Origin of the sequence: Endozoicomonas montiporae CL-33 (assembly GCF_001583435.1) — a bacterium.
Classification (GTDB): Bacteria; Pseudomonadota; Gammaproteobacteria; order Pseudomonadales; family Endozoicomonadaceae; genus Endozoicomonas_A; species Endozoicomonas_A montiporae.
The window spans coordinates 1,085,699-1,092,403 of the sequence record NZ_CP013251.1 but is presented as its reverse complement, the minus strand read 5'-3'; the positions used below and the strand labels follow the sequence as shown (position 1 = coordinate 1,092,403).

General features: G+C 49.0%; 7 protein-coding genes. 5 read left to right on the top strand and 2 right to left on the bottom strand.

From position 1 onward, the window contains the following. Position 1: 1 nt before the first annotated feature. A complete protein-coding gene (locus EZMO1_RS04820) occupies positions 2 to 700 on the bottom strand; it encodes a SapC family protein (protein ID WP_034875073.1) in 699 nt (232 codons plus the stop codon). Positions 701 to 994: 294 nt separating this feature from the next. Here EZMO1_RS04820 and EZMO1_RS04815 point away from each other — a divergent pair, with 294 nt between their 5' ends. Together EZMO1_RS04815 and holA are read left to right on the top strand one after the other, a co-directional pair. Next, the gene (locus tag EZMO1_RS04815) at positions 995 to 1,597 is read left to right on the top strand and encodes an LPS-assembly lipoprotein LptE (protein ID WP_051789839.1); all 603 of its coding nucleotides are present in this window, start codon (positions 995 to 997) and stop codon (positions 1,595 to 1,597) included. Then, a complete protein-coding gene (gene holA, locus EZMO1_RS04810; protein ID WP_034875075.1) occupies positions 1,594 to 2,631 on the top strand; it encodes a DNA polymerase III subunit delta in 1,038 nt (345 codons plus the stop codon). Before EZMO1_RS04815 ends, holA begins: the two co-directional genes overlap by 4 nt. On the opposite strand, the gene EZMO1_RS04805 is transcribed toward holA, so the two are convergent. Beyond that, positions 2,632 to 3,174 (bottom strand): hypothetical protein, encoded by a 543-nt coding sequence (locus tag EZMO1_RS04805; protein WP_145912471.1) that lies wholly within the window; start codon positions 3,172 to 3,174, stop codon positions 2,632 to 2,634. A gap of 344 nt (positions 3,175 to 3,518) precedes the next feature. Here EZMO1_RS04805 and EZMO1_RS04800 point away from each other — a divergent pair, with 344 nt between their 5' ends. From EZMO1_RS04800 to EZMO1_RS04790, 3 genes are all read left to right on the top strand, one after another. Then, entirely contained in the window at positions 3,519 to 4,388 is an 870-nt protein-coding gene (locus EZMO1_RS04800; RefSeq protein ID WP_034875080.1) for a hypothetical protein, read from the top strand. 161 nt (positions 4,389 to 4,549) lie between these two features. Then, on the top strand, positions 4,550 to 5,965 hold the full coding sequence (locus tag EZMO1_RS04795) for a sodium-dependent transporter (RefSeq protein WP_201772170.1): 1,416 nt from the start codon (positions 4,550 to 4,552) through the stop codon (positions 5,963 to 5,965). Between the two features lie 83 nt (positions 5,966 to 6,048). Beyond that, positions 6,049 to 6,663, top strand: a complete 615-nt coding sequence (locus EZMO1_RS04790) for a LysE family translocator (RefSeq protein WP_034875082.1) — start codon at positions 6,049 to 6,051, stop codon at positions 6,661 to 6,663. Positions 6,664 to 6,705 lie beyond the last annotated feature (42 nt).

The following is a 6,705-nucleotide window of genomic DNA, read 5'->3' as shown; positions in this document are numbered from 1 at the left end:
GTTATTGTTGTTTTTTCAGTAGCCGCTTTAAGGCTCCGAGTGAATGCTGATGTGCATAGCTCCATGCCAGCCATCCTGATTTAAACCAGTGATTGATTTTATCTTCTGGCAATTCAGCCAGCTTCTTTTCATCAATGGCATAAAGGCCTTCAAGTCTCAGTGGTTTATCTTTATCGACAAGCACCTGCAAATTGAAAGGGGTAAACAGTTCCAGTTCGTCACATTCGTCACAGTAGGCTCTGGTATTTTTATATTGCTGATCGTAGTTGTTGAGGAAACTGATAATATTACTCAGCGTTTCTGAATTTTCACCGTCTTCATCAAACAGTGCATCGCCCTCCTCTTTACCCACTTGACCGGCTGCTTTATCGAAACAAACCGTTCCTTCGTCCGTCATGGCAAAAGGATAACGACGAACAAAAGCCGGAACATAGCTGTTCTCCCAACGACCACCGTCGTCCAGCTGTTTATGTCCGGCTTCCATCAGGGATAGCAATGCAAGAGGAAAATAATGACCTTCATTATCTTTGCTGAACAGTACCGGCATATCCCGGCTGGCTTCGAAAAATTCAATCCCCGTCAATGGAACAGAGTTAACATCTTCAGTAAAGCGATAGTCTGTTGATGATTTATATTTCAACGCCTTGTGAGCTTCACGATTCAGGGGCGCAGGTTCTTTGTAAAAAAGCAGTTCAGGCATGGAGGCATTCAACTCTTTTTATTATTTTTCAGAATTATATGAAGGACACTACATAGTGTCATTTTATAGCCTTTAAATTCAAGATAACAAATACTTTGGTTCCACAAATTTATGTAGCACTTTATTATCGAAAAGCTCCGCCTATATTGTTTTATTTTTTTGGTGAGGAGAAACAAAATTTAAACCCTGACAAAATAAAACCGCGCTAGCGATACATCCTTCCCTTTAACCCCAAGTGGTCAGCATGTTATTGTTGGGCGATTAACCGTCGGTCTTGTGTGCTATGGAGAGATCATGTTCAGACAGCTATCAACACAACGAGCAATACACTTTCACCGAAGTGCCATATACAAAAGTGCCATTCTGCCATTGTTACTGATCACCAGCCTGTTAACTGCATGCGGTTTTCAGCTGCGGGGACAAATGGATATTGCCAGTGAGCTGTCCGAACTGTCTGTCAGCGGTTCTGACAGAACCTTTGTCCGGGATCTTCGCAGAGCACTTACCCTGTCTGGCATCAGCATGAACGATGACGCACCTTATCGCCTGGTAGTCACCCGCATCAATCAGGATTCCGAGCAACGTTCTCAATCCGCTGCTGGCAGTTATGACCGGCTGTTAACCCTGTCTGTCACCTATCAGCTGGAAACCGATGACGGCCTGAAACTGTTTGCCCCCATGGAGCTGCGTAACGAGCGTTTCTTTACCCAGAACCAGAACCAGTCCAATGCTTCCAGCAACGAAGAGCGCATTATCTTTAATGAACTGCGTCAGGACATCATCAGCTCTACAGTTCGTCGGGTGGCGGCCATGTCAGGCGATGCCCTGCGTCAGGAAACTGAACGCGCCCGGGAGGTTCGCAAACAGGAACTGGAGGCACTTGAGGCCAGGGAATGAAATTAAAACCTGAGCAGCTTGGTGCGCAGTTACAGCGCCAGCTTGGCAGTCTCTACATCGTCAGTGGCGATGAACCCCTGCAAATCTCAGAATGCTGCGATGCTATCCGTCAGGAAGCTCGCCAGCAGGGGTTTACCGAGCGACACTCCTACCATATCGACAACAGCTTTGACTGGGGCGAGTTTCTGGAAACAGCTAACTCGCTCTCCCTGTTTGCTGAAAAGCAGATTCTCGAACTGCGAATGCCCAATGGCAAACCCGGAGACAAAGGGCGCAAAGCACTGCTGGAGTATCTGCAAAACCCTTCTCCGGATAATCTGTTGCTGATCATTACCGACCGGCTGGATGCCGCAACACAGAAAGCCAAGTGGTTTCAGCAGTTGGAAAAAGCCGGTGTGTTCATCCAGATCTGGCCGGTTGAACACCGTCAGCTACCGGGCTGGGTTGCCCATCGTTTTAAAATGGCAGGTTATGAAGCCTCGAAAGATGCCGTAGCACTGCTGGCCGAAAGGATTGAAGGCAACCTGCTGGCGGCAGCACAGGAGATTGAAAAACTCAAACTGCTGGCCAATGGCAACACCATTGATGTCGAAACCGTTCGTGAAGTGGTCTCAGATAATGCCCGGTTTGATGTCTTTCAGCTGGCCGATACGGCTTTGCAGGGTGATGTCAGGAATACTGTGCGTATTCTGGGCGGTCTCCGGTCGGAAGGCATAGAGCCACCCATTGTTCTCTGGGCACTGGCAAGAGAAGTACGTTTGTTGTGCCACCTCAGCCGTCTTAAATCCAGAGGTATCAGTACCGAGCTGGCGATTGAGCAGGCCGCTAAAGCCCATGGCTTTTCCCCTTTTATGTTGAAGAAACGTCGGGGGCTTCTGGAAAAGGGAATGAGTCGTCAATCAGAACGGGAACTACGACAAATGCTGGAGCATGTCGGCATCATTGATCAGGGCATAAAAGGACTGACCCAGATTAACGAGTGGGATGAGCTTCTGACACTCTCGATGACACTGGCAGGAGCGCCTGTCATCTGATCAGGCGTCGTTTAACAGGTATTCCCCTGCCGGTAATTGCCGGTCAACTTCGTTCAATACTTTGCGATCCAGAATACGCTTGCTGACGCGAGTGATTTGCGGAACGTTATCCACCAGCTCCCACTCCATCCGGTTAATGGATTCCACCATGACATCGTTGAAGTGGGAGTTGAACAGCCAGGACTCCTTGATGCGCTGCTGTACTATCGCTTTATCCTGATTCGCTGAAACATAAACCACTCGTTCCAGAATTTCCGAATAAAAATCCCTGCCATATTCAGCATTTATTTCCGCCTGCCGGGACACCATTTTGTAAGAACCCTGAAACATCTGACCTTTCGGGCCCGTAATATCCATGACGACATGCTTTGAATAAAAGCCTCTCACCGCAGCAGCATCTTTGCGACGGATGGCATCTTCCTTGGCATCAAGCAAAAGCGTCATGACCCCTTCGTCCAGCTTATAGTTTTTAGGAGGTAGAGTTCTCTGGTCACAACCAGCAAGAAGCAAAACGAAAAGCAATATAGTTGTTATTCGGTACATCTTTGATAAAGCCTTCTATCACCGACAGCATCGATAAAAATCCTTAACCCGGAACTGACCGACAGTAGCACCCCGAAAAAAGCAGGCAGGGTCAAAAAACAGTCAGCTCTCGAAAAGCAGAGTTTTTTTCACTCTGTAACAACCCCAAAAAGCATTGTGGTTACTACCTATCATACTAAAGACAGAGCCTTACTAGAAGTATTTGCAACAAGGATCGTTATTCCATAAAGGCGGCTTTTGCCCGGCCGATGCCCCGAATGACAGAAACGGCTAAAGCCTAATCAATAACTATCCAGTGACGGGTAGTTCTCATAAGCGCTCAGGAGAGGAGAGGAGACAACGGCATGACAATCCGTTACCTGCTGGTCATAGCCACAGCGATGATGACAGGCTGCGCCATGTATAACCAATCTTCCTACAACGATGAATGGTCCAAAGCCAAAAACATGGTTCATTCTGCCGGCATGAGTCAGCAGATACACGATCAGCAGCTGCCCAGCGGCGCTTATGATAAAGAAGGCAAGCTTCAGGATAATAAACTGGGGAATATATCCCACCCTGCTTACGGTAGCGGCAGTGGAATAGTAGGGGTTAATGTTCAGCCCTATGGAGCTTTTGAAAGCTTTTACTGGGGCTGGTCGGTACCCGGTGCCAGCCATTACAGCGACCACCGCCTGTTCGCCTGGATGCCTGATGAGATGGCTGACAATGAAGGCAGGGCAAGAGACAAGATGGAAGCCATGCTCGGCAGAGCATCGCTGGCCATTCTCGAAGAAATGGGATACAAGGCTCAGGCCATCAGGAAACCTTTTGAGCTGAACGGACTGGCTTTCAAGCAGTGGTATCTGGAACAGTCCGGAGGCATCTGTAACTTTGCCCGCCTTAATTGTGTTCTGAGCCTTTATGTACCGGAACCGGTAGCCGTCGATCAGGCACCGTTTTTCTCTTATTACAGTATTGCCGGACAACCCGCCTGGTTCTTTCCTTCCGAAGACAATGATGCCTACCCGAGACTGGCCATTACTCAGGGGGAAGGTCTGGAAAGCATCAGTGAAAATGTCTTCTACCAAAAGCTGAGTGCCAGACTGCCCGGCTGGGTCTACCTTTATCTGGCTCCGGACGAAGTGGGCACCGGTGATAACAATGCCACCATTGCTTACCCCTACGTTCTGGAAAAAGGCAAGCCCCTGCTGTTTATCCGGCCTGCTCGCTGAGAGAACTGCTCTCGCCAAGAAGACTGCTATAGTATCCGGGTCCCAGCAAAAGGAGGTCTTGCTGCTGTTGGCATAAAGTCATTGCCCTCAGCACAAGAGTTCGTTTGCCTCTATTAACAGGAACACAGGCAAACGAGTCCGAGCATTGAAGTGAATCCTTCATGACTGCGCCAGTGTCCGGAGTAAAGGCTTTGCCCAGAACAATGACAAACTGTAGCAACGACCCTGCCCACGAGGTCGAACGGGAGCAGTTCAGTTCCCGCATCGGGTTTATTATCGCAGCAGCCGGTTGCGCTGTTGGTGTTGGAAATATCTGGAGTTTTCCCATCCAGACAGCAGAAAACGGTGGTGCAGCGTTTACGCTGGTTTATCTGTGTTTCTCTTTTATTCTTGCTTATCCCACACTGGTTGCAGAGCTGAACATAGGCCGATACCGGCAGAGTAATAATATTTCTGCCATGGCTTCCCTGAGTAAACTCCCGGCGTTACGCCTTCTTGGAGCAGGAACGGCAGTTGCAGGTCTGCTGACCATGACCCTGATCTACAGCTTCTACAGCATTGTAGGAGGCTGGTTTATTGGCTTTTCAATCGCTCCGGTTGCCAGTCTCGCAGGTATGACCGGTGTCAGCCAATGGTTGTCAGGCTTTACAACATCCAGCTCCATTGTCGTCACCCTGTTGTTTATGACGCTGACCACCCTGATTGTGACTGAAGGCGTAAAAGACGGTATTGAGCGATGGTGCAATAGACTGATGCCTTCTTTGTTTGTTCTGCTGGCGGTATTGATTGCCTTTGCCCTCACTCGTCCCGGTGGTATGGAAGGACTCAGGGTTTACCTGTTGCCCGACTTTTCCCGTATTCTGGATCACAAGCTGCTGATCAGCGCTCTGGGGCAGTCTTTCTTTTCCATGTCTCTGGGTACCGGATGCATGATGGTTTACGGGTCGTATCTGAGCAGAAAAGCCAATCTGCCCAAAACCGCACTTCAGGTGACACTGGTGGATAGCTCTGTTGCTTTTCTGGCAGGCATGCTAATCATTCCCTGCATGTACGCTGCCACGCATCAGGGCGTTGAAATATTCAATGCTCAAGGGCACCTATACAGTGCAGACAAGCTGGTATTCAATGTTCTGCCCACCTTGTTTGATCAGCTGGGAATGGTTGGCCAGCTTGTGGCAGCAGCATTTTTCCTATTGCTGACTATTGCCGCCCTGACGTCATCCATTTCCATGATGGAACCGGTCATTGCAGCCATGGTAGAGCGCCTGTCACTTGTGCGTCAGAGAGCCTGCTGGCTGCTGTCGCTTGTTTCTGCAGCGATTTCCAGCGTAATAATTGTTCACATTGACACACTGCTGGGTTTGGCAGTGACCTTCGCCACCCAGTACATGCAGCCTCTACTTTGCTTAATGATTGCGATTTACGGTAGCTGGGTGATACGGCAGGATCGCTTGCTATCCGAGCTCAGTCAGGGTTACCCGGAACTTGAAAGCAGTCTGTTCTGGAAAATCTGGCCCTGGTACACCCGCCTTGTCTGTCCGGGGCTGATTTTACTGCTGCTGATTCAGAATCTATAAACCGATATACTCTGCCGGTTAACTATTCCAATAATCAAAGGGGAGCAAGCTGCTCCCCTCCTCGTTCTTCCAAAGGCTGTATTATGGAAACCTCTGCCTGGTTATCATTGTTAACCATCTGTGTTCTTGGTGCTATTTCTCCCGGTCCCAGTCTTGTTGCGGTGATGAAATACACGGTTCAGGGCTCGAAATTGCACGGACTGATAACAGCGACATCTCATGCTGCAGGCATTGGGCTTTATGCCTTTCTTGTTGCAGCAGGTCTGGCAGTAGTGATCACAGAGTCACCCCAGTTACTGAAAGTAATGACGATTGTCGGAGCAGGCTATCTGGCCTGGCTGGGTTATCAATCCATTATTTCCAAGGGCAGCATCACCCCCGATGCCGTTAAACAGGAAAACAATCTGCCTCTGTATCAGGCAGCAAGAGACGGTTTTCTGATTGCGTTTTTAAACCCTAAAATCGCTGTTTTCTTTCTGGCACTGTTCAGCCAGTTTGTGACTCCGGAATCAACCCGCACCACCCAGCTGCTCATGGCATTGATGGCTACTCTGTGTGATGGTATCTGGTATTGCCTGATTGCTTCGGTTGCCGGTCATTCCGCCGTATTACCAACCCTGCGAAAGCAAGGCTTACTGATTAATCGCTTATGTGGACTGTTTCTGATACTGGTTGCCCTGAGAATTGTTATTCAATAAGGCAATGGTCAAACAGTAAGAAAATGATTAACAAAGCCACCC